The organism is Serratia sp. Res13-Sevr-LER1-36-b, from assembly GCF_015673035.1.
GTDB classification, from domain to species: domain Bacteria; phylum Pseudomonadota; class Gammaproteobacteria; order Enterobacterales; family Enterobacteriaceae; genus Chania; species Chania fonticola_C.
This window is the reverse complement of the sequence record NZ_JADACK010000021.1, coordinates 1-21,820: the sequence shown is the minus strand read 5'-3', so window position 1 is coordinate 21,820 and position 21,820 is coordinate 1. Positions and strand designations below refer to the sequence as shown.

The window sequence follows — 21,820 nt, the reverse complement described above, 5'->3', positions numbered from 1 at the left end:
CCCAATAAAAATAACGCACCCTTTTGGCTCAGGGATATTATCTGAGGCGATAGCATATCGCCTCGGCAGGGATTTTCTATACCTTTTTCGGGGATAACAATAATGAAACGTTCTGCTTTAAACTGTCTGATCGCTATTTCGCTATTCTCCACCGCGGCCCAGGCCAGCGTTGATGACGTCCTGGATTCGTCCTTTTTCAGTGACAGCCACGCTGAACTGTCGCTGAAAAACTACTGGAAGTACCTCAAGGAAGATGCCGCCAACCCAAAAGAGGTGCACAATGCCTGGGGGCAAGGGCTGGCGCTGGGTTATCAGTCTGGCTATCTGGCGGACTTTATCGGCGTTAATCTCGATTACTACAGCGCGGTAAAGCTGGGTGCCAGCGATTACTTCAATACTCGTGGGGTGCTATATAACAACGGTCCCGGCAACAGCAAAGAGAATGCTGCTGGTTATAGCAAGGTGGGCCAACGCTATATCAAGCTGAAAGGCGACGTAGGTGGCGCGGCGCTGAATGCGCAGGCTGGCTGGCAGGTGTTGCGTAACTACGGCGTGATTTCCACCTCCACTCGCCTGTCGCCTACGACTTACCTGGGTTGGTCCGGTGGCGTATCCGGTGCCGGGCTCTCTTTGCGCGGCGCGTATGTTGAACGTTCTATGGATCGTAACTCCCCTGACAGCCTGCGTTTGCAGACCAACGATGGCCGCTATATCAACCATCTCGCCAGCGCTGAGTTGGGCTATGAGAATAAACAATTTAATGGGCAACTGGCCTATGGGGAATCTCAAGACTATTTACGCCGCCAGATCTTGCGGGTGGGGTACAAAGCCAATGAGAAACTCAGCCTGGGCAGCCAGATTTATACCACTCAGGCGCTGGATGACTATAAACAGATGGCGCTGAGCAAGCGCAACTTCGATCATAACGCCAACCACTATGCGCTGGATGCCAAATGGCAGGAACCGCTATGGAGCGTCAAGGTCGGCATCGCCCATACGCGAGCACCGAAGGGCGACGGCCAGCTTGGTTTCTACCCGCGCCATATGTCCAAAAATTCACGCGGTACCTTTACCTCCATGGCCTATGCGGGTGAAGACTATATGCGCGATGGCGAAACCATGCTGGCCACCATGGCCGAATACCGCATCACGCCTGAGTTTACCGCCGGGCTGGCGGGCAACGTGGGCCAGTTTAGCTACCAAGGTACCGCGGTGCGTACCGGCGAGATCAACGTCTTTGGCCGCTGGGCTCCCTCCCATCCGAAGCTGAAAAACCTGACGGTATTCGCTATGGCTGGGCCGGGTTGGTCTTATAAGAACAGCAATAAAACGCCGATACTGGTGGATGGGCATTCGCAGACCTCCCACTCGCTGTCCGGCGAGTTTATCGCCGAATATCGCTTCAAGCTGTTTTAACCTGCCTTATTAGCGCGGTACCGCCGTGGTTACCGCGCTCACTTCCACATAAAAACAGACTGGACATCCATACAGGCTCCCTTTAACGTGGCAGGCATCAGGCGTAAAACGCGCCGCAAGTGCATGTATGACAGGAGGCAGGGTGGATACCAGTTTGGTTTACGGTATTGGTGGCGTAGCGATAGGTTTACTGCTGGGGTGGCTGATCGCCAGCCTGCGTGCGCAGCAGCACGGTGCGCAACATGAGACCGACATGCGTCTGCTGGAACAGTCTTTACAGCAGGCACAGCTTGAAACTGCCTCCCGCCAAGAGACGCTGCAACGCCACGAACAGCTGCTACGGCAAAACGATCTGGAACTGCGCACCCTGCACAGTCAACTGGCCGCCGGGCAGGAGAGGCTGCAACAGCTCAACCATTGGCGTAATGAATGTGAATTGCTGAACCAGGAGCTACGGGCGCAGCGTGAAGTCAACAGCGCTCAGGAAGCCGAACTGCGTGAGGTGACGATCCGCCTGGAAGAGACCCGGATGGCCGCAGAAGAGAAACAGCGGCTGTTGATCAGCAGTGAACAACGTTTGACCACCCAGTTTGAGAACCTGGCCAACCGCATTTTCGAAAACAGCGGCCGTAAGGTTGATGAGCAAAATAAGCAAAGCCTGGATCGCCTGTTGCTGCCGTTACGCGAGCAGTTGGACGGTTTCCGCCGCCAGGTGCAGGACAGTTTTGGTCAGGAAGCACGTGAACGCCATACATTGACGCACGAAATCCGTAATCTGCAACAGTTGAATGCGCAAATGGCTCGCGAGGCGCTCAATCTCACCAAGGCGCTAAAAGGCGATAACAAAACCCAGGGTAACTGGGGCGAGGTAGTGTTGAGCCGCGTGTTGGAAGCCTCTGGCCTGCGTGAAGGACATGAGTATGAGACGCAGGTTAATGTGCGGCTGGATAGCCAAAGCCGTATGCAGCCAGACGTGATCGTGCGTTTGCCACAGGGTAAAGACGTGGTGATCGACGCCAAGATGTCGCTGGTGGCCTATGAGCGTTATTTCAACAGTGAAGATGACTTCGAACGGGAAACGGCGTTGACCGAGCATATCACTTCGCTGCGTGGGCACATTCGCGTGTTGGGCCGGAAGGATTATCAACAGCTGCCTGGCCTGCGTTCGCTGGATTATGTGCTGATGTTTATCCCGGTGGAACCGGCCTTCCTGTTGGCCATCGATCGTGAGCCGGAGCTGATTAGCGAGGCATTGCAACATAATATCATGCTGGTCAGCCCAACCACTTTGCTGGTGGCGCTGCGTACCATTACCAACCTGTGGCGCTATGAGCACCAGAGTCAGAACGCCCAGCGGATCGCCGATCGCGCCGCCCGCCTGTATGACAAGATGCGCCTGTTCGTTGACGATATGTCGGCCTTGGGGCAGAGCCTGGATAGGGCGCAGGGCAGTTATCACCAGGCGATGAATAAACTGAGCGAAGGCCGTGGTAATCTTATCGGCCGCATCGAGGGCTTCCGCGCGCTTGGGGTTGAGATTAAACGTCCCATCAACCCGCTTTTGGCGCAGCAGGCATCGGAACAACAGGATGATGAGCTGCTCTCTGAGCCAGACGAGGATATCGCCTCGCTGCCGGGGGAAGAGAACGACGATAGCAACGAAGAACCGCATCGCGCATCGCACGGATGATACCGTTGCGAGGTGGGGTATTACGTGGCTTTCTGGTACACTCCACGACACTAAATTGACTGAATGGCAGGCAGGACAATGGCAGATCAAGCGCAGGAAACCACCGATTTTGGCTTTCGTACCGTAGCAAGAGACGAGAAGCAGGCCATGGTGGCCAACGTTTTTCACTCGGTAGCGGCAAAATATGACGTGATGAACGACCTGATGTCGTTTGGTATCCATCGTATCTGGAAGCGTTTTACCATCGATTGCAGCGGCGTGCGCCGCGGCCAGCGCGTGCTGGATCTGGCCGGTGGTACAGGCGATCTGGCTGCCAAGTTCTCCCGAATGGTGGGCGAACAAGGGCAGGTGGTGCTGGCGGATATCAACGATTCCATGCTCAAGATGGGGCGCGAAAAGCTGCGCGACCACGGTATCGTTGGCAATATCAGCTACGTGCAGGCCAACGCCGAAGCGCTGCCGTTCCCGGATAACTATTTTGACTGTATCACCATCTCCTTTGGCCTGCGCAACGTCACCGACAAAGACAAAGCACTGCGCTCGATGTTCCGTGTGCTGAAACCGGGTGGCCGCTTGCTGGTGCTGGAGTTTTCCAAGCCGCTGCTGGAGCCGCTGAGCAAGGCTTACGACGCCTATTCCTTCCACGTGCTGCCAAAAATTGGTGAGCTGGTGGTGAAAGATCCGGACAGCTACCGCTATCTGGCAGAATCGATCCGCATGCACCCCGATCAGGAAACCCTGAAGGGGATGATGGCTGCGGCCGGCTTCGAGAACGTCAACTACTTCAACCTGACCGGCGGCATCGTGGCGCTGCACCGGGGCTTCAAGTTCTGATATGGAAATGCCGATGCTACTAACCCCGTTACTGACCGGCGTGCTGGAAACCTCGCTTAATAGCCTGCTGTTTCGCGATCGTAGCATGAAAACCGCCCGCCAACGGCTGGCGGGTAAAGTGTTACGTATCGAGCTACAGGAACTCTCTTCGCCGTTGGTACTGCTGTTCAGCGAACAGCGCGTGGATGTGCTTGGCCAATCAGACGATAGCGCCGACTGTACGGTGCAAACCCGCGTACCGGTGCTGCTGAAATTGCGCGATCGCCAGCAACTTTCCCCGCTGATGCGTAGCGGCGAGCTGATTGTCGAAGGCGATATTCAGGTGGTGCAACAACTGGTCGGTTTGCTCGATCTGGCAGAATGGGATCCGGCGGAATGGTTGGCACCTTATGTGGGTGACATCGCTGCGCAAGGGGTTAGTCAGATCGTAGGTAAAGGTTTAGGCCTGCTAAAATCCGGTTTGCAGAGCCAGCAACGCTACGTGGCCGAAACGCTGACCGAAGAGTGGCGTATGGCTCCCGGCCCGCTTGAAGTGGTGTGGTTTAACGAAGAGGTTGATGCCACCGTTCGCAGTGTAGACGCACTGATTGCTCGTCTGGACAAGTTGGAGGGTAAGCGATGACCCCTGGCGAAATTTGCCGCCTGTATTTGATCGTGTGCGTTTTCCTGAGCTATGGACTGGATGAACTGATCCCCAAGATGCGCTTGACGCTGCCGCTGCGCATTGGCCGCCGCCTGCTGTTCTGGATGCCTAACCGCCATAAAAACCAGCCGTTGGGCGAACGCCTGCGCCTGGCGCTGCAAGAGCTGGGCCCGGTGTGGATCAAGTTCGGCCAGATGATGTCGACCCGCCGCGATCTGTTCCCACCCCATATTGCCGACCAACTGACGCTGTTGCAGGACCGAGTGGCGCCGTTCGATGGTGCGCTGGCACGTAAGCATATCGAGTTGGCGATGGGCGGCCCGCTGGAAACCTGGTTCGATGACTTTGACCAGCAGGCGCTGGCGTCGGCTTCGATTGCCCAGGTGCATACCGCCCGGCTGAAAACGACTGGCCAAGAGGTGGTGCTGAAGGTGATCCGCCCGGACATAGGGCCGATTATCAAAGCCGATGTGCGCCTGATGTATCGCCTGGCAGGCTGGGTGCCCAAGCTGATGCCGGACGGTCGCCGTCTGCGTCCGCGCGAAGTGGTGCGTGAATATGAGAAAACCCTGCTCGATGAGCTGAACCTGCTGCGTGAAGCGGCCAACGCCATCCAGCTGCGCCGTAATTTTGACGGTAGCCCGATGCTCTACGTGCCAGAGGTTTACTCCGATTACTGCCGTGAGAGCGTGCTGGTAATGGAGCGGATTTACGGCATCCCGGTATCGGATATTGCGGCTCTGGAACAGCAGAACACCAATATGAAACTGCTGGCCGAGCGTGGCGTCCAGGTGTTCTTTACCCAGGTGTTCCGTGACAGCTTCTTCCATGCCGACATGCACCCAGGCAATATTTTCGTCAGCTATGAGCACCCGGAAGATCCGTGTTATATCGGCATCGACTGCGGTATCGTGGGTTCCCTGAACAAAGACGACAAGCGCTATCTGGCGGAAAACTTTATCGCCTTCTTCAACCGCGACTACCGTAAGGTGGCGGAGCTGCACGTTGATTCTGGCTGGGTACCGCGTGATACCAACGTGGAAGATTTCGAGTTTGCCATCCGTACCGTCTGTGAGCCGATCTTTGAAAAACCGCTGGCGGAAATTTCGTTCGGCAACGTACTCTTGAACCTGTTCAATACCGCACGCCGTTTCAATATGGAAGTGCAGCCGCAGCTGGTATTACTGCAAAAGACGCTGCTGTACGTTGAGGGCCTTGGCCGTCAGCTCTATCCGCAACTGGATCTGTGGACCACGGCAAAGCCGTTCCTGGAAAGCTGGCTGCGGGATCAGGTGGGCATTCCGGCAGTGATCCGCGCGCTGAAAGAAAAAGCGCCGTTCTGGGCCGAGAAACTGCCGGAGTTACCTGAATTGTTTTATGACAGTCTGCAACAGCATAAACTGTTACAACAAAGCGTCGATAAATTGACCGGTCAGATGCAGGCGCAACGCGTTCGGCAAGGTCAATCACGGTATTTGTTCGGGGTTGGCGCTACACTGTTAGTCAGTGGTACGATTTTACTGCTGGGAGGCGTAGAGGTGTTCCCTGCCTGGATGATGGCCGCAGGCGTAGTGGCCTGGGTCGTCGGTTGGAAACGCACCGTCTGAATAAATTAACCATCAGGTTAAGCGTTGTCGCTGTAGCCCTGCAAAAACGGGGCATATCCAACACAAAGATGAAGGGTATATAATGTGGCAGCTTGAAATAGACCCTTTTTTAAACCAGAGGTAAGTACAATGGGCGGTATTAGTATTTGGCAATTGTTGATTATCGCGGTGATCGTGGTGCTGCTGTTTGGTACCAACAAACTGCGTACGCTGGGTTCCGATCTCGGTGCATCAATCAAGGGCTTCAAAAAAGCGATTGGCGATGACAACACCGCAGCGCCAACCAACACGACTGAAAAAACCAACCACGATGCAGACTTTGCGGCCAAGCCTATCACCGATAAGCAGCCGGAAGTGAAAGCAGCGGAAGAGTCGAAGAACAAAGAGCAGGTATAAACCGTGTTTGACATTGGGTTTGGTGAACTGCTGCTGGTACTGGTGATTGGCCTGGTGGTACTTGGGCCAGAACGGTTACCAGTGGCGGTCAGAACCGTTGCGGGCTGGATCCGAGCGCTGCGCTCTCTGGCAGCATCGGTACAGAATGAGCTGACGCAGGAATTGAAGCTGCAAGAACTGCAGGAAAGCCTGAAGAAGGCGGAGAAAGCGGGCTTGCAGAATTTAACGCCGGAACTCAAAGCTTCAATGGATGAGCTGAAAGAGGCGGCTGAGTCGCTGAAACGTTCTTATCACGTCGATAAGGACGAGCCACCGCATACCATCCACAATCCAGTGGTCACCGATCCTGAAGCCATCCACGACGGCGTGACTCCGGCGGAAGCGGCGACTACCGCTTCGGCACCTGTTGCCACACCGCAGCCTACTGAACCTGCGCCAGCCGTGCAACGCGAGCCGGTGGTGCCCCCCGTGGCTCAGGCAACGGTCGTGGATCAGCAAATCCCTGCAAAGCAGGCCATCCCAGAGCCTGTGGCGGATAAATCCCCTGCGTCTCAACAACCTAGTGGCGAACGTTAAAACATGGCCGTTGAAGATACCCAACCGCTTATCAGTCATCTGATTGAACTGCGTAAGCGGCTGTTGAATTCGATCATCAGCGTGCTGGCGATCTTTATCGTGTTGGTGTTTTTCGCTAACGATATCTATCAGATCGTTTCTGCACCGCTTATCGATCAGTTGCCTGCCGGGGCGAGCATGATCGCCACCGACGTGGCTTCTCCCTTCTTTGCTCCGATCAAGTTGACGATGATGGTTTCGGTGATCGTTGCCGCGCCTTTCATTCTCTATCAGGTCTGGGCCTTTATCGCTCCTGCGCTGTACCAGCATGAACGCCGCCTGATGATGCCGTTGCTGGTCTCCAGCAGCCTGTTGTTCTATCTGGGAATGGCGTTTGCCTACTTTGTCGTGTTCCCGCTGGCCTTTGGCTTTTTTGCCAAAACTGCACCCATCGGCGTCACGATTGCGACCGATATCAGCAACTACCTGAGTTTTGTCATGGCGCTGTTTATGGCGTTCGGCGTGGCTTTTGAAGTGCCGGTTGCCATTATTCTGCTGTGCTGGAGTGGTGTCACTACGCCAGAAGACCTGCGTAAGAAACGCCCGTATGTGTTGGTCGGGGCTTTCGTGGTCGGTATGCTGTTGACGCCGCCGGACGTGTTCTCGCAAACCCTGTTGGCGATCCCGATGTACCTGCTGTTTGAGGTTGGCGTGTTCTTCGCCCGCTTCTATGTAGGGAAGCGGCGCAAGCCGGTAGAGGAAGAAGAGGAAGGCGAAGAGCCACCAGCGTCCTGATACTCGTCTGTCCCTAAGCCGCCCATCGGGCGGCTTTTGCTTTGGAAAAATCCATGTTTGATATTGGCGTCAATCTTACCAGCTCCCAATTTGCCAAAGATGCCACACAGGTGGTTGAGCGAGCCAAAACGGCAGGCGTGACGGGGATACTGATCACCGGCACCAACGCACAGCAAAGCGAGGCGGCCAGCCACCTGGCCCGTGCTCATAGTGGCTATTGCTGGTCTACGGCGGGCGTGCATCCGCATGATGCCAGCAGTTGGAACGATGAGGTCGCGCAGCATATTCACCGGTTGGCATCGCAGCCCTTCGTGGCCGCGATTGGCGAGTGTGGGCTGGATTTTAACCGCAATTTTTCCACCCCGGCACAGCAGGAACTGGCTTTCACCGCTCAACTGGCATTGGCCGCCGAGCTCACTATGCCGGTCTTCCTGCATTGCCGCGACGCACACGCACGTTTTGTTGCACTGCTGACTCCCTGGTTGGATAAACTGCCCGCCGCAGTTGTGCATTGCTTCACCGGCAGCGCCGAAGAGTTACAGGACTGTCTGGCGCTGGGGTTGTCGATCGGTATCACCGGTTGGGTTTGTGATGAGCGCCGGGGACTGGAACTGCGTGCCTTGTTACCCCAAATCCCGGCCGATCGTCTGCTGCTGGAAACTGATGCCCCCTATTTGTTGCCCCGGGATTTACACCCGAAACCTGCATCTCGCCGCAACGAACCCTGTTTTCTGCCCCATATCATTCGGCAGGTTGCAACCTGGCGCGAAGAAGATCCCGCGTGGCTGGGCCAGAAAACTGATGAGAACGCCCGCCGGTTATTCCGGCTGGTCTGAGTTAGGAGAAAATTATGAGCTATGCATTTCCGGGCACCTTCCCTGGTCGCCGTATGCGCCGTGTGCGCCGTCATGACTTCAGCCGCCGTTTGGTGGCCGAGAATCAGGTAACGGTCAATGACCTGATCTACCCTGTGTTTGTCATGGAAGGTAGCAACCGTCAGGAAGCCGTTTCCTCGATGCCTGGCGTATCGCGCATGAGCATCGATCTGCTGATCAAAGAGGCGGAAGCCATTGCCAAACTCGGCGTGCCGGTGATCTCCCTGTTCCCGGTGATTGAGCCTGGCCTGAAGTCGCTGCATGCCGAGGAAGCCTATAACCCGGATGGTTTGGTGCAGCGCACCGTGCGTGCGCTGAAAGATGCCGTGCCGGAGCTGGGGATCCTGACCGATGTGGCGCTCGACCCGTATACGACCCATGGGCAGGACGGGGTGATCGACGAGCATGGCTACGTGATCAACGACATCAGCAAAGAGATTCTGGTTCGCCAGGCGCTATCTCATGCCGAAGCCGGTGCCGAAATCGTGGCTCCCAGCGATATGATGGATGGCCGCATCGGCGCGATCCGCGATCAGCTGGAGCTGCAAGGCCTGGTTAATACCCAGATCATGGCGTATTCCGCCAAATATGCCTCATGCTATTACGGCCCGTTCCGTGATGCGCTCGGCTCTACCGGTAACCTGAAAGGCGGCAACAAGAAAACCTATCAGATGGATCCGGCCAACGGCGACGAAGCCCTGCAAGAGATTGCTCAGGATCTGCAGGAAGGCGCGGATATGGTGATGGTGAAACCGGGGATGCCGTATCTGGACGTGGTGCGCCGTGTCAAAGATACCTTCGGGGTGCCGACCTTCGCCTATCAGGTATCGGGCGAATATGCGATGCATATGGCGGCGATCCAGAACGGCTGGCTGCAGGAGCAACCGGCGGTGATGGAATCCTTGCTGTGCTTTAAGCGTGCCGGGGCTGATGGTGTGCTGACCTACTTCGCCAAGCGTGTTGCCCAGTGGCTGCATGATGATGCGATGCGCCGTTAATCGGTAGCAGACAAAACAGGCACCCAAGGGTGCCTGTTTGCATTAAAGTTTCTGGAATTGCCGGTTATCGATGCTCTGATTAATCTGCTTATTGATCAGATTCAGCAGCAGCATCGAGCGGGCTTCACCGTCGGGTTCGGTGTAGATCGCATGCAGGCCCTCGAACACGCCATCGGTGATCAGCACCGTATCGCCCGGCTGTGGGGTCTCTGGATCCACATAGTATTCTTCGCTATGTGTCTGGAGTTCTTCGATAACCTGTAAAGGTATCTGGGTCGGTAAGGCTCCAAATCGCACAAAGTGGCTGACACCACGGGTTGCACTGATCGTGGTGGTGTGAATACGTTCCGGATCGAATTCAACAAACAGGTAGTTGGGAAACAGCGGTTCGCTAACGGCGGTACGCTTGCCACGCACGATTTTTTCCAACGTAATAATTGGGCTCAGGCAGTTGACGGCTTGCCTTACCAGGTGTTCCTGGGCCCGTAAGAGCTGGCCGCGCTTACAATAAAGTAAATACCAAGATTCCATAGTTTCACATGCCTTTCTGTCAGCCGTTAAGCATACCAAAAGCCACTACGGATACCTAGTGACGCAAGCGTCCATCTTGTTGCCATGAGTTGCGGCAATCCACGGTAGCCAGCATAAAGTCACATATTTGTTTACCTGATTCAGGTATAACAATAGGCCTAAAATTTACGACTGTCACAGTATGGTGGGCAAGCCTGACGCTCAATGTGACGCCTTTATCATTCTTGCACTGAGGGAGAGACATGGAGCTATTTTTGCTAAGTAACGGCAAGCTTTCCGGCGAGGCCGAACTGCTCGGTTATGCCAAGAGCCAGCTGTTGGCCATGATTGAATGCCGTAACATCACGTCAGCCGTATTTGTTCCTTATGCCATGATCCGGGGTGATTACGACCAGCGTGCGGGTGAACTGTCGCAGACGTTGGGTATCAAGGTCACCAGCATCCACCATGCCGAGTCTCCGGCAGAGGCGATCGCGCAGGCCGAGTGTATTTTGGTCAGCGGCGGCAATACCTGGATGCTGAACCAGATGCTGCATGAAAATGGCCTGATTGTGCCAATCCAGCGTGCGGTGCGTGAGCGTGAAGTACCCTATGTGGGTTGGAGCGCTGGCTGCAACGTGGCGACGCCGAGCATCCGTACCACCAACGATATGCCGGTGCGCAACAGCGTCGTGTTGCCTGCACTGGGGCTGTTCCCGGTACAAATCAACCCACATTACATCGATGCCCATATCAGCGGCCACATGGGTGAAACCCGTGATGAGCGCCTGGCAGAGTTCTGTGCGGTGAATCCGAGCGAGTCGGTTGTCGCACTGCGTGAAGGCAGCTTGCTGCACGTCTGCGGCAACGACCTGCGCTACTTCAGCGCCAGGGATCAGGGCTTCAAGGTGTTCCGCCACGGGGTAGAGATACAGGAGTATCAGGATACTTTGGCATTGCGCTCTCTGGTGCCGTTCATCTGCCATTGATAAACCGAAGGGGCGCAGCATGCGGCGCCCCTATAGATTCAGCATTGTGATGACAACCCAAACCAGTAGCGCTAATGTGGGCAGATTGGCTAGAATTTGTTAATCTATCCCTTTGCTGTGAAACGCCTTAAAATCAGCCAGTTAATTAAACGTCGAGCCACCTTGAGATTTTCAGGGTTCGTCGTTTAAATCTTCTATAAATCAATGGTGTAATGGCTTGCATGAAATACCGTGACCTACGCGATTTCCTCTCGTTGCTGGAAAAGAGAGGGGAACTAAAACGCATCAGCCAGCCGATTGATCCCTATCTGGAAATGACAGAAATTGCCGATCGTACGCTGCGTGCGGGCGGCCCGGCGTTGCTGTTCGAAAACCCGAAAGGTTACGATATGCCGGTGCTCTGTAACCTGTTCGGCACGCCCAAGCGGGTGGCAATGGGGATGGGGCAGGAAGATGTCAGTGCGCTGCGCGAGGTGGGCAAGCTGCTGGCGTTCCTCAAAGAGCCTGAGCCACCGAAGGGCTTTCGCGACCTGTTCGACAAGGTCCCCAAATTCAAGCAAGTGCTGAATATGCCGACCAAGGTGCTGGGCTCTGCCCCGTGCCAGGAACAGGTGTGGCAAGGGGAAGATGTCGATCTCGGCCGTATCCCGGTGATGCACTGCTGGCCGGAAGATGCCGCCCCGCTGGTCACCTGGGGGCTGACGGTTACCCGTGGCCCGCACAAAGAGCGCCAGAATCTGGGGATCTATCGCCAGCAGGTATTGGGCAAGAACAAGCTGATTATGCGCTGGCTCTCGCACCGTGGTGGCGCGCTGGATTATCAGGAGTGGTGTCAGGAACATCCTGGTGAACGTTTCCCTGTCGCCGTTGCGCTGGGGGCCGATCCTGCCACCATTTTGGGTGCTGTGACGCCGGTGCCGGATAATCTGTCCGAATATGCCTTTGCCGGGCTGTTGCGCGGCAACAAGACCGAAGTGGTCAAATGTCTGTCCTGCGATCTCGAAGTTCCCGCCAGCGCGGAAATTGTGCTGGAAGGCTATATCGAGCAAGGGGAACTGGCGCCGGAAGGCCCGTATGGCGATCACACCGGTTACTATAACGAGATCGATCACTTCCCCGTCTTTACCGTGACCCATATTACCCAGCGGCGCAATGCGATTTATCACTCGACCTATACCGGCCGCCCGCCGGATGAACCTGCGGTGATGGGAGTGGCGCTGAACGAAGTGTTTGTGCCGATCCTGCAAAAACAGTTCCCGGAAATCGTCGATTTCTACCTACCGCCGGAAGGGTGTTCCTATCGCCTGGCGGTGGTGACCATCAAAAAACAGTACGCAGGGCATGCCAAACGCGTAATGATGGGGGTCTGGTCTTTCCTACGCCAATTTATGTATACCAAGTTTGTCATCGTTTGCGATGACGACGTGAATGCGCGTGACTGGAATGATGTGATTTGGGCGATAACCACCCGAATGGATCCCGCAAGGGATACCGTTTTAGTGGAGAATACGCCGATTGATTATCTGGACTTCGCCTCACCGGTTTCCGGGCTGGGATCGAAGATGGGCCTGGATGCCACCAACAAATGGCCGGGAGAAACCCAACGAGAGTGGGGCCGTCCGATCAAGATGGATGAGAAGGTGCGTGCGCGCATCGATGACATCTGGGATGAGCTCGCCATATTCAGTGACCGAGAACCGACGCTTTAGCGCCAGTGATGACCCGACAGAGGAACGCATGACAATCCTGAGCTGTAAAGTGACCTCCGTAGAGGCCATTACCGATACCGTTTATCGGGTACGTTTGGTGCCAGAGGCACCGTTTTCGTTCAAAGCAGGTCAATACCTGATGGTAGTGATGGATGAGCGTGATAAACGCCCGTTCTCTGTGGCCTCGACGCCAGCACAGCAAGATTATATCGAGCTGCATATTGGTGCTTCTGAACTGAACCTGTATGCCATGGCGGTGATGGATCGGGTGCTGAAAGAGCAGGCCATCACCGTGGATATTCCGCATGGTGAAGCCTGGCTGCGTGAAGAGGGCGAGCGCCCGCTGGTGTTGATTGCCGGTGGTACCGGGTTCTCTTACGCGCGCTCGATTTTGCTGACGGCGCTGGAACAGCAGCCCAATCGCGATATCTCTATCTACTGGGGTGGCCGTGAGCTGAAGCATCTTTATGATCTCAGCGAACTGGAAGCGATTTCACTGCAATATCCAAATCTGAAGGTCATCCCGGTAGTTGAACAGCCGGAAGAGGACTGGCGTGGCCGCAGTGGCACGGTGCTGAGCGCCGTGTTACAGGATTTTGGCTCGCTGGCGGAGCATGATATCTATATCGCAGGTCGTTTCGAGATGGCGAAAATTGCCCGTGAGCGTTTCTGTGCCGAGCGTGGCGCGCTGGAAGCGCACATGTTTGGCGATGCTTTCGCGTTCATCTGATCGTACGCGCAGCAGTAAAGACGGGGTGGCCAGGTGCTGCCCCGTTTTTATTGGTGCCGAATTCCAGGCATAAAAAAACCCGCCCCTGACAGGCGGGAAGTACGGCAACAAAACCTTTGGGATGCCCTTTTGGGGCATCCAATCAGACACAGCTAAACGCGTTCAAATACCGTGGCGATCCCCTGACCCAGGCCGATACACATGGTGGCCAGACCAAACTGCACGTCACGGCGTTCCATATTATTCAGCAGGGTGGTGGAGATGCGGGAGCCGGAGCAGCCTAATGGGTGGCCCAGGGCAATCGCACCGCCGTTAAGGTTGATCTTGTCGTCCATGCTTTCCAGCAGCCCCAGATCTTTAATGCAGGGCAGCGACTGGGCGGCAAAGGCCTCATTCAATTCAAACAGATCGATATCCTGTACGCTCAGACCGGCGCGTTTAAGCGCGAGTTTGCTGGCAGGCACCGGACCATAGCCCATGATCGAAGGATCGCATCCTACCACCGCCATTGAGCGGATGCGGGCACGAGCCTTCAGGCCGAGCGCCTTGGCGCGGGATTCGCTCATGATCAACATGGCGGAAGCGCCGTCAGACAGTGCGGAAGAGGTGCCTGCGGTGACGGTGCCGTTGACCGGGTCAAACGCCGGGCGCAATGCCGCCAGGCTGGCAACGGTGGTTTCCGGGCGGATCACTTCATCATAATCGTAACGAGTCAGTACGCCGTCGGCGTCATGGCCGGTGGTGGGGATAATTTCGTTTTTGAAATAGCCAGCCAACGTAGCGGCATGGGCACGTTGGTGTGAGCGAGCTGCAAATTCATCCTGCATTTCGCGGCTGATATTATGCATTTTGGCCAGCATTTCTGCGGTCAGGCCCATCATCCCGGCCGCTTTTGCCACGGTGCGGCTCAGGCCAGGATGGAAGTCTACGCCGTGGTTCATCGGGACGTGGCCCATATGTTCCACTCCGCCAATCAGGCTGACCTGAGCGTCACCTACCATGATTGCGCGGGCTGCGTCGTGCAAGGCCTGCATGGAAGAACCACACAGACGGTTCACTGTTACCGCTGGTACGCTATGTGGGATTTCGGCCAGCAGCGCGGCGTTACGGGCGATATTGAAGCCTTGTTCCAGCGTTTGCTGTACACAACCCCAATAAATATCATCAATCTCAGCGGCATTCAGCGCCGGGTTACGGCTCAGCACGGCACGCATCAGATGTGCGGAAAGGTCTTCCGCGCGTACCTGGCGGAAAGCGCCGCCTTTTGAGCGGCCCATTGGCGTACGTACGGCATCAACAATAACTACGTTTTCCATCTTCATAACCTCATGCCGGTTGGCCAGTGGAGATATCAGACAGCGCTGCTGTCGCCACCGGGTAGTAGCTTTCATTACGTTCCGCCTTGGCACGCAGACCGGCTGGTACCTGATACAGCGCCCCCAGGTTAGCGTAACGCTGGGCCATCTCGACGTAATTGGCGGTGCCGAGCGTATCCAGATAGCGGAATGCGCCGCCGTGGAACGGCGGGAAGCCGATGCCGTAAACCAATGCCATATCCGCTTCTGCCGGGCTGGCCACAATGCCTTCTTCCAGGCAGCGTACCACTTCGTTGATCATCGGGATCATCATGCGAGCGATGATCTCTTCACTGCTGAAGGTCTGTGCCGACGCGCTCACGGTTGCCAGCAGAGTGTCGGTTTGCTCGTCGTTATCTTTACGCGGCTTGCCTTTGCTATCCTGGCTGTAGCGGTAGAAGCCCAGCTGGTTTTTCTGGCCGAAGCGTTGGTTATCGAACATCACGTCGATCGCATCGCGGTAATTTTTACTCATGCGTTCAGGGAAACCGTTGGCCATCACCGCCTGGGCATGGTGTGCGGTATCAATACCGACCACATCCAACAGATACGCCGGGCCCATCGGCCAGCCGAACTGTTTCTCCATCACTTTGTCGATCTGACGGAAGTCGGCGCCGTCGCGCAGCAGCTGACTAAACCCGGCAAAATACGGGAACAGCACGCGGTTAACGAAGAACCCAGGGCAATCATTGACCACGATCGGCGTTTTGCCCATGCGGGTGGCGTAGGCCACCACGGCTGCGATAGTGCTGTCGCTGGTGTGTTCACCGCGGATTATCTCAACCAACGGCATGCGGTGCACCGGGTTGAAGAAATGCATACCGCAGAAGTTTTGCGGGCGCTTCAACGATTTTGCCAGGTGATTGATCGGGATGGTTGAGGTGTTGGAGGCCAGTACGGTATCTTCGCCGATCAGGGCTTCCACTTCAGACAACACCGCCGCTTTTACCTTAGGATTTTCAACTACGGCCTCAACAATCAGTTGGGCGCGTTCGATCCCGGCATAGTCCAGCGTTGGCTGGATGGTTGACAGCACCTGTGCCATCTTCAGGCCATCCAACTTGCCGCGCTCCAGCTGTTTATTCAGCAGCTTGGCCGCTTCATTCATGCCAAGAGTCAGGGATTTGTCGCTGATGTCCTTCATGATCACCGGCACGCCTTTCAGCGCGGATTGGTAGGCGATACCGCCCCCCATAATTCCTGCACCCAGCACGGCAGCCTGCTTCGGAGCGTCAACGTTCTTGGCCAGTTTTTTCGCCTGGCCTTTCACAAACTGATCGTTGAGGAAAATGCCCACCAGGGCGCGCGCTTCGTTAGAGCGGGCCAAAGGCACAAAGCTGGCGGTTTCCAGTTTCAACGCTTCGTCACGGCCAAGCTTGGCGGCGGCTTCGATGGTTTTTACTGCGGTCATCGGCGCAGGATAATGAATACCTGCGGTTTGCATCACCATGCCTTTGGCAGTGGTGAAACTCATTGCCGCTTCGATTGGGCTCAGCTTCAACGGCTCCAGCTTCGGCTGACGGTAAGCACGCCAGTCGAGTTGGCCGTCGATCGCCTGTTGCAGCATTTTCAGCGCGGCTTCCACCAGTTTCTCCGGTGCGACCACGGCATCGACCAGGCCGACTTTCAGTGCGTCTTTTGCACCGATATCTTTCCCGGCGGCGATGATTTCCAGCGCGCTGTCGTTACCGAGCAGGCGTGGCAGACGTACGGACCCCCCGAATCCTGGCATGATGCCCAGTTTGGTTTCCGGCAGGCCGATGCGTGCGTCTGGAGAGGCGATACGGAAATCGGTCGCCAGGATACATTCGCAGCCGCCGCCTAACGCGTATCCGTTAATGGCGGAGAGGGTTGGCACCGGTAAATCTTCCAGCCGGTTAAAGATGGTATTGGCAAACACCAGCCATTCATGCAGCTTTTCGGCCGGTGCGGCAAACAGCGAGAGGAACTCGGTGATGTCGGCACCCACGATGAATGCGGATTTGGCAGAGCGCAGCAGCAGCCCTTTCAACTCGGTTTGCTGTTCCAGCACCTCGAGTGCGGCACCCAGGCTGGCAACGGTGCTGGTATCCAGCTTGTTGATCGGGCCTGGTGCGTTGAACACCAACTCGGCGATGCCGTTGTCGAGCCAGTGTACTTGTAATGTTTCGCCTTGGTAGAGCATGTCGATCTCCTGAATCAGCGCAGATGATCTGGTATGACCAGATGATGAGGAGTGTGGTTTTTATGTTAATAAATTGCAAATAATAGATTGCATATTTGCAAACCGGATCACAGGGGAAATGGCTAATTGCTTGATACCAAATCAACTTATTTTTCACCCCTGGGCGCAAAACTTTGGCGCGTAGCGGCCATATCGCCCAGGGATGTAATCTGGTTGCAGCGGTTTGCGAAGCACACCTCATGCAAGAGGAGATGGGGTTGGAGCGTGGGATCTGTGTGTTAAGATGGCTCATTCCGTTCTGAGGGCATAAGGGTACTGTGATGGAAACGCTGGCTTCTTTGTATAACGACCACCTGGCAACACTGCAACAACGAGCTCGTGAAGTATTAGAGCGCAACAATCTGGATGCATTGCTAATCCATTCAGGCGAGCTGCAACGGGTCTTTCTGGACGACCACAGCTACCCGTTTAAAGTGAACGCCAACTTCAAGGCGTGGGTGCCGGTAACGTCGGTGCCGAACTGCTGGTTGTGGGTGGACGGCGTTAACAAACCAAAGCTGTGGTTCTATTCCCCGGTGGATTACTGGCATAGTGTTGAACCGCTACCCAACAGCTTCTGGACCAAATCCATTGAACTGTTGCCGCTGACCAATGCCGATGATATCGCCGGCCAACTGCCACAGCAGCGCGAACGTGTAGGCTATATCGGCTATGCACAACAGCGGGCCCTCTCTCTTGGCATTGCGGCCGAGCACATCAACCCGCAAGCGGTGTTGAATTTCCTCGATTTCCGCCGCTCGATCAAAACCGGCTATGAGCTGGCCTGCATGCGCGAAGCGCAGAAAACGGCCGTGATGGGGCACCGTGCCGCTCATGAAGCCTTCCAGTCCGGTATGAGCGAGTTCGATATCAACCTGGCCTATCTGACCGCCACTGGCCATCGTGATACGGACGTGCCTTACGATAATATCGTGGCCCTGAATGAGCATGCGGCGGTGCTGCATTACACCAAGCTGGATCATCAACCTCCGGCCGAATCCCGCAGCTTCCTGATCGATGCAGGGGCAGAATATAACGGCTACGCCGCCGACCTGACTCGCACCTATGCAGCTCAGAGCGACAATGCATTCGCCCATCTGGTGAAAGATCTCAACAGTGAACAGCTTGCGCTGATAGATACCATCAAAGCCGGGGTGCGCTACACGGATTACCATGTACAGATGCATCAACGCATCGCCAAACTGTTGAAAAATCATAAGCTGGTAACGGGCATCAGCGAAGAAGCGATGGTCGAACAAGGCATCACCTGTCCGTTCCTGCCGCACGGTTTAGGCCACCCGCTTGGTTTGCAGGTGCATGATGCCGCCGGGTTTATGCAGGATGAAAATGGTACTCATCTGGCAGCACCCGCAAAATATCCCTTCCTGCGCTGCACCCGTGTCATGCAACCAGGTATGGTGCTGACCATTGAGCCGGGCCTGTATTTCATTGAGTCCCTGTTGGCTCCTTGGCGTAGTGGCGAGTTCAGTAAACACTTTGCCTGGGATCGTATCGATGCGTTAAAACCTTACGGCGGTATCCGCATTGAGGACAATATCGTGATCCACGAAAAGCGTATTGAGAATATGACGCGCGATCTGAACCTGGCCTGATGCAGCCTTACCCCATTCCTGGCGCTGTCATCAGCGTCAGTGAAGAGATAAAGAAAAGCCGTTTCATCACTCTGCTGGCACCTACCTGCGGGGTCGAGGCGGCCAAAGCCTTTATCCAGCAGGTGCGTGACGAGCATCCAACGGCCCGGCACCATTGCTGGGCTTTTGTTGCGGGGGCACCGAATGATTCGCAGCAGTTGGGGTTTTCCGATGACGGTGAACCCTCCGGCACTGCGGGCAAGCCCATCCTGAGCCAGCTAATGGGCAGTGGGATCGGTGAAATAACCGCGGTGGTAGTTCGCTACTATGGTGGGATCAAACTGGGTACTGGTGGCCTGGTGCGGGCATACGGCAGCGGCGTACAACAGGCGCTTAAGCAGCTGGTTGTTAGCTATAAAGTACCGCAGCTCGAATATACTTTGCAGTGCGACTATGCTCAGCTGGCAATGGTAGAGAATTTGCTACAGCTTAGTGAAGGGCGGATTGTGCATGGGGATTACGGTGCTGCCGTGGTGTTACATCTGGCGCTACCCGCCACGGGTACCGAGGTATTCGGGAATAAATTACGCGATCTCAGCCGCGGAAGTTTGCAATTAGTCCCTATATCGCAATAATTCCCACCAACTGAATTGTTAAGGATCGTGCTGAAATGCATTTTCGCGCCATAACCCGTATTGTGGGCCTGCTGGTTATCCTGTTTTCCGGGACAATGTTTATTCCTGGCCTGGTGGCATTGATATACCGCGACGGAGCGGGGCGGGCATTCAGCCAGACCTTCTTTGTAGCCGTGACCATTGGTTTGATGCTGTGGTGGCCAAATCGTAAGCAGAAGCACGAATTAAAACCACGTGAAGGCTTCCTGATTGTGGTGTTGTTCTGGACCGTACTGGGCAGCGTGGGGGCATTGCCTTTCCTGTTTTCCGAACGGCCCAATCTTTCCCTGACGGACGCTTTTTTCGAATCCTTCTCGGGTTTAACCACCACCGGAGCTACCACCCTGGTCGGGTTAGATTCCTTGCCTAAAGCCATCTTATTCTACCGCCAGATGCTGCAATGGATGGGGGGGATGGGGATCATCGTGCTGGCCGTCGCCATACTGCCTATCCTCGGCGTCGGGGGTATGCAGCTATACCGTGCGGAAATGCCCGGCCCATTGAAAGACAACAAAATGCGCCCGCGTATTGCCGAAACGGCCAAGACCTTGTGGCTGATTTACGTACTGCTGACCATCGCCTGCGCGCTGGCATTATGGGGCGCCGGAATGTCGGTATTCGATGCTATCGGCCATAGCTTTGCAACTATCGCCATCGGGGGCTTTTCCACGCATGATGCCAGCGTGGGTTACTTTGCCAGCCCGGCCATCAACACTATCATCGCTGTGTTTCTATTGATCTCCGGTTGTAACTACGGCTTGCACTTTGCCTTGCTCAGCGGGCGCAGCTTGAAAGTGTACTGGCGCGATCCGGAATTTCGCATGTTTATCGCCGTGCAGTTCACGCTGGTGGCGGTGTGTACCGTGGTGCTGTGGTGGCACGGTATATATAGAAGCGGCATGGAAACGCTTAATCAGGCGTTTTTCCAGGTGGTGTCGATGGCAACCACTGCAGGGTTTACCACCGACAGCATCGCCAAATGGCCACTGTTCTTGCCAATGCTCCTGCTCTGTTCAGCCTTTATCGGTGGCTGTGCGGGTTCAACGGGCGGTGGCTTGAAAGTGATCCGCATCCTGCTGCTGTACCTTCAAGGGTCGCGTGAGTTGAAGCGGTTGGTGCATCCTAATGCGGTTTACACCATCAAGTTAGGCAACCGCGCGTTGCCGGAGCGTATTCTTGAAGCGGTGTGGGGATTCTTCTCCGCCTATGCATTGGTATTTATCGTCAGCATGCTGGCCATTATCGCCACCGGCGTGGACGAGTTCTCGGCCTTTGCCGCGGTAACGGCTACGCTTAACAATCTGGGGCCTGGCCTCGGCGTTGTCGCCGATAACTTTACTACCATGCCACCACCGGCAAAGTGGGTACTGGTCTTGACCATGCTGTTTGGTCGTTTGGAAGTGTTTACGCTGCTGGTTCTCTTCACACCGACTTTCTGGCGTGAGTAAATGTATCTACGAGGAGTAACGCCATGAAGGCACTGATTCTCTATTCGAGCCGTGACGGACAAACGCACTCTATTGCTGCTTATATAGCTAACCAGTTGCAGGATACTCTGAACTGCGACGTTATCGATCTGCAGCAGGCAGAGAATATCGAGCTTGGGCAGTACCAACAGGTACTTATAGGGGCTTCGATACGCTACGGGCATTTCAATACGGCATTACACCGATTTGTGAAGCGCCACGCTGATCAGTTGAATCAGATGCCTAGTGCGTTCTTCGCGGTTAACCTGACGGCACGCAAACCGGAAAAGCGTTCGCCGCAAACCAACGCCTATACCCGCAAGTTCTTATTGTCATCACCTTGGCAGCCAAAGCAGTGCGCCGTGTTCGCCGGTGCGCTGCGTTATCCGCGTTATCGCTGGTTCGATCGCGTCATGATCCGCTTTATTATGAAAATGACCGGGGGAGAGACGGATACCAGTAAAGAAGTGGAATATACAGATTGGCAGCAGGTGGACCGTTTTTCCCAGGAATTCAGCCGCATCCAGTACGAAAAGTGATAGAAATGCTGCCTTGTGCAGCGTTTTGCCGAAAAAAGCCGCGCTTGAAAAGTTTTTTGAATTTAGGGGTTGCGCCCTTCTGAGAACTCCCTATAATGCGCCTCCACTGACCGGGAACAACGACGAAGCAGTCGCCCAGCCAGGAAGAAGCAACCCGGTGAAAACACCGCGTCTCGTAAGAGAAAAAGGTTGACTATTCAGCGGGAAAGCGTAATATGCACCTCCCGCGTTACCGAGAAATATC

20 protein-coding genes are annotated in these 21,820 nt (G+C 55.4%); 17 read left to right on the top strand and 3 right to left on the bottom strand.

Annotated features, from left to right (window positions below; all coding sequences use genetic code 11):
* Positions 1-102 precede the first annotated feature (102 nt).
* The 10 genes from IMQ33_RS16930 to hemB all read left to right on the top strand — a co-directional run bounded on the left by IMQ33_RS16930 (position 103) and on the right by hemB (position 9,809).
* Entirely contained in the window at positions 103-1,416 is a 1,314-nt protein-coding gene (locus IMQ33_RS16930) for an OprD family outer membrane porin (RefSeq protein ID WP_173409982.1), read from the top strand.
* A gap of 142 nt (positions 1,417-1,558) precedes the next feature.
* A complete protein-coding gene (rmuC, locus tag IMQ33_RS16925) occupies positions 1,559-3,106 on the top strand; it encodes a DNA recombination protein RmuC (protein ID WP_196062375.1) in 1,548 nt (515 codons plus the stop codon).
* 78 nt (positions 3,107-3,184) lie between these two features.
* The gene (gene ubiE, locus IMQ33_RS16920) at positions 3,185-3,940 is read left to right on the top strand and encodes a bifunctional demethylmenaquinone methyltransferase/2-methoxy-6-polyprenyl-1,4-benzoquinol methylase UbiE (RefSeq protein ID WP_021181470.1); all 756 of its coding nucleotides are present in this window, start codon (positions 3,185-3,187) and stop codon (positions 3,938-3,940) included.
* 13 nt (positions 3,941-3,953) lie between these two features.
* A complete protein-coding gene (locus tag IMQ33_RS16915; RefSeq protein ID WP_196062374.1) occupies positions 3,954-4,562 on the top strand; it encodes an SCP2 domain-containing protein in 609 nt (202 codons plus the stop codon).
* The gene (gene ubiB / locus IMQ33_RS16910) at positions 4,559-6,190 is read left to right on the top strand and encodes a ubiquinone biosynthesis regulatory protein kinase UbiB (protein WP_173409981.1); all 1,632 of its coding nucleotides are present in this window, start codon (positions 4,559-4,561) and stop codon (positions 6,188-6,190) included. The genes IMQ33_RS16915 and ubiB overlap by 4 nt, the downstream gene beginning before the upstream one ends.
* Before the next feature lie 129 nt (positions 6,191-6,319).
* Positions 6,320-6,586 (top strand): Sec-independent protein translocase subunit TatA, encoded by a 267-nt coding sequence (gene tatA, locus IMQ33_RS16905; RefSeq protein WP_065685043.1) that lies wholly within the window; start codon positions 6,320-6,322, stop codon positions 6,584-6,586.
* A 3-nt stretch (positions 6,587-6,589) separates the two neighbouring features.
* Positions 6,590-7,162: a Sec-independent protein translocase protein TatB gene (gene tatB, locus IMQ33_RS16900; RefSeq protein ID WP_173409980.1), complete on the top strand. Its 573-nt coding sequence runs from the start codon at positions 6,590-6,592 to the stop codon at positions 7,160-7,162.
* A gap of 3 nt (positions 7,163-7,165) precedes the next feature.
* A complete protein-coding gene (tatC, locus tag IMQ33_RS16895) occupies positions 7,166-7,936 on the top strand; it encodes a Sec-independent protein translocase subunit TatC (RefSeq protein ID WP_021181465.1) in 771 nt (256 codons plus the stop codon).
* Positions 7,937-7,989: 53 nt separating this feature from the next.
* Entirely contained in the window at positions 7,990-8,772 is a 783-nt protein-coding gene (gene tatD / locus IMQ33_RS16890; RefSeq protein WP_065685046.1) for a 3'-5' ssDNA/RNA exonuclease TatD, read from the top strand.
* A gap of 14 nt (positions 8,773-8,786) precedes the next feature.
* Positions 8,787-9,809: a porphobilinogen synthase gene (gene hemB, locus IMQ33_RS16885; protein WP_021181463.1), complete on the top strand. Its 1,023-nt coding sequence runs from the start codon at positions 8,787-8,789 to the stop codon at positions 9,807-9,809.
* Positions 9,810-9,851: 42 nt separating this feature from the next.
* Here hemB and rfaH read toward each other — a convergent pair whose 3' ends face one another.
* Positions 9,852-10,340: a transcription/translation regulatory transformer protein RfaH gene (rfaH, locus tag IMQ33_RS16880; protein WP_025121815.1), complete on the bottom strand. Its 489-nt coding sequence runs from the start codon at positions 10,338-10,340 to the stop codon at positions 9,852-9,854.
* A 242-nt stretch (positions 10,341-10,582) separates the two neighbouring features.
* On the opposite strand from rfaH, the gene pepE reads away from it, so the two are divergent.
* From pepE to fre, 3 genes are all read left to right on the top strand, one after another.
* Positions 10,583-11,308, top strand: a complete 726-nt coding sequence (gene pepE, locus IMQ33_RS16875) for a dipeptidase PepE (RefSeq protein ID WP_173409979.1) — start codon at positions 10,583-10,585, stop codon at positions 11,306-11,308.
* A 212-nt stretch (positions 11,309-11,520) separates the two neighbouring features.
* Positions 11,521-13,017: a 4-hydroxy-3-polyprenylbenzoate decarboxylase gene (gene ubiD, locus IMQ33_RS16870; protein WP_098929084.1), complete on the top strand. Its 1,497-nt coding sequence runs from the start codon at positions 11,521-11,523 to the stop codon at positions 13,015-13,017.
* A 28-nt stretch (positions 13,018-13,045) separates the two neighbouring features.
* A complete protein-coding gene (fre, locus tag IMQ33_RS16865) occupies positions 13,046-13,747 on the top strand; it encodes an NAD(P)H-flavin reductase (protein WP_024485471.1) in 702 nt (233 codons plus the stop codon).
* Positions 13,748-13,899: 152 nt separating this feature from the next.
* On the opposite strand, the gene fadA is transcribed toward fre, so the two are convergent.
* Both fadA and fadB read right to left on the bottom strand, forming a co-directional pair.
* Entirely contained in the window at positions 13,900-15,063 is a 1,164-nt protein-coding gene (gene fadA / locus IMQ33_RS16860; protein ID WP_065685049.1) for an acetyl-CoA C-acyltransferase FadA, read from the bottom strand.
* Positions 15,064-15,073: 10 nt separating this feature from the next.
* The gene (gene fadB / locus IMQ33_RS16855) at positions 15,074-17,266 is read right to left on the bottom strand and encodes a fatty acid oxidation complex subunit alpha FadB (RefSeq protein ID WP_196062373.1); all 2,193 of its coding nucleotides are present in this window, start codon (positions 17,264-17,266) and stop codon (positions 15,074-15,076) included.
* A gap of 320 nt (positions 17,267-17,586) precedes the next feature.
* Here fadB and pepQ point away from each other — a divergent pair, with 320 nt between their 5' ends.
* From pepQ to hemG, 4 genes are read left to right on the top strand one after another with little or no spacing between them, the layout of a single operon-like run.
* The gene (gene pepQ, locus IMQ33_RS16850; RefSeq protein ID WP_161712617.1) at positions 17,587-18,918 is read left to right on the top strand and encodes a Xaa-Pro dipeptidase; all 1,332 of its coding nucleotides are present in this window, start codon (positions 17,587-17,589) and stop codon (positions 18,916-18,918) included.
* Positions 18,918-19,532: an IMPACT family protein gene (locus tag IMQ33_RS16845; RefSeq protein ID WP_098929077.1), complete on the top strand. Its 615-nt coding sequence runs from the start codon at positions 18,918-18,920 to the stop codon at positions 19,530-19,532. The genes pepQ and IMQ33_RS16845 overlap by 1 nt, the downstream gene beginning before the upstream one ends.
* Positions 19,533-19,567: 35 nt before the next feature.
* Complete coding sequence (gene trkH, locus IMQ33_RS16840) at positions 19,568-21,019, top strand: Trk system potassium transporter TrkH (RefSeq protein WP_021181454.1); 1,452 nt, start codon at positions 19,568-19,570, stop codon at positions 21,017-21,019.
* Positions 21,020-21,042: 23 nt separating this feature from the next.
* Positions 21,043-21,576, top strand: a complete 534-nt coding sequence (hemG, locus tag IMQ33_RS16835) for a menaquinone-dependent protoporphyrinogen IX dehydrogenase (RefSeq protein ID WP_065685053.1) — start codon at positions 21,043-21,045, stop codon at positions 21,574-21,576.
* Positions 21,577-21,820 lie beyond the last annotated feature (244 nt).